This window comes from Anoxybacillus sp. J5B_2022 (genome assembly GCF_026847645.1).
In the GTDB taxonomy this organism is placed as follows: Bacteria; Bacillota; Bacilli; order Bacillales; family Anoxybacillaceae; genus Anoxybacteroides.
This window is the reverse complement of record NZ_JAPSMC010000135.1, coordinates 1-1,563: the sequence shown is the minus strand read 5'-3', so window position 1 is coordinate 1,563 and position 1,563 is coordinate 1. Positions and strand designations below refer to the sequence as shown.

Sequence of the window (1,563 nt, the reverse complement as noted above, 5' to 3'; positions counted from 1 at the left end):
GGGAAACATACCCTGTGCTTCAAGAAACGAACGGCTGGGTAAATTTGCGGCTGTCAGCAAAAGACACCGGCTGGGTTACCCGACAATACATCGCCGAAACAACGGTGCAAATGAAAGCGGCTGTCAATCAGCTTCGTGTCCGCACCGCCCCGAGTACGCAAGCAAAAATCATTGGCTATTTACAGCGCGGACAAACCGTTCAAGTCACCGATCGAAACGGCAAATGGCTGAAAGTAAAACAAAATACGCAAACGGGTTGGATCGCTTCTGATTATCTCGTTCCGGTGTCTTCGAACGCCACAAATCCAGTACCACCTGCCATACAGACGAAAACGGGAACGGTCGCTGTCGATAGCTTGAACGTACGGGCAGAACCGTCTTTGCAAGCAAATGTCATTCAAAAGCTAACGTATGGGCAAGAAGTGCGCATCGTTGGTGAAACGACCGATTGGTATCAAATAAACATAAACGGCGCTGCGACTGGATGGGTATACCGTACATACATTATGACCGCTTCTTATTCGATTCAAGTGTTAGAAGACGGGACAAACGTCCGCACCGCTCCATCGCTGACAGCAGACGTGCGAAAAGTGGCAAATAAAGGAGAACAGTTTCACGTTCTTGCGAAAGAAGGGACATGGTATAAAATAGAACTTCCAGGGGGAACGAGCGGCTATATTGCCGAATGGGTCGTTTCGGTCGTACGCAACCAAGCAAACAATGGAACAAATGGAACGATTGAAAAGAAAATCATCGTCATCGATCCAGGCCATGGAGGTAAAGATAGCGGCACTATCGGAAGCGATGGCACAATGGAAAAGACGTTGACGCTCAACACCGCGCTGCGGCTAAAACAGGAACTAGAAAAAACAGGCGCCGTTGTTTACCTTACGCGAACGGGTGACACATACCTTACGCTGCAAGAGCGCGTCCGTATCGCCCATCAATCGCATGCCGATGCGTTTATTAGCATTCATTACGACAGTTCGCCAACGCTAGCTAGTGGCATGACTGTCTATTACTATGACCAACAAAGCGACTATCCGCTTGCGTTATCACTCGATCCATTCTTTTCTAATGGGCTATCTATTCCATACCGCGGCGTTCGATTCGGTGATTTTCATGTCGTTCGTGAAACAACAACACCATCGGTCTTATTAGAGCTCGGATACGTCAACAATCCAACGGAATTAACCATCATTCGTTCCGACGCTTACCAACAGCAAGTAGTCACCGCCATCATCAACGGGCTACAGCGCTACTTTAGCCAATAGAAGCAGTAAATTCGACTAGTCGGGTATAATCACGTGGAGGCAAGCGATATACTTGCCTCCGACTGTAAGAAAAGCGTAAAGCGCCCGCCTGTCGGCGAAGATCGCATAAGCCCCACCGAGGAGGCTCTCGAACCAAGCATGGCTTGGTTCTGCGTGGGTAAGCTCAATGAAGCCAATCAATGTGCCGCCGAAAGAAGGGGCGGAGCGATTCAAGCCGATGGCGCTTGGAGCTAGACAGCGCTCCACCTAATCGTAAAATTTTATACTTTCTTGCCTTTTGAAAAAAAAA

At 48.8% G+C, this 1,563-nt stretch carries 1 protein-coding gene; it reads left to right on the top strand.

Annotated features, from left to right (window positions below; genetic code table 11):
• A partial coding sequence (locus M4I42_RS16785) for an N-acetylmuramoyl-L-alanine amidase (protein WP_268853175.1) occupies positions 1–1,274 on the top strand: 1,274 nt, incomplete at its 5' end.
• Between the last annotated feature and the right edge of the window lie 289 nt (positions 1,275–1,563).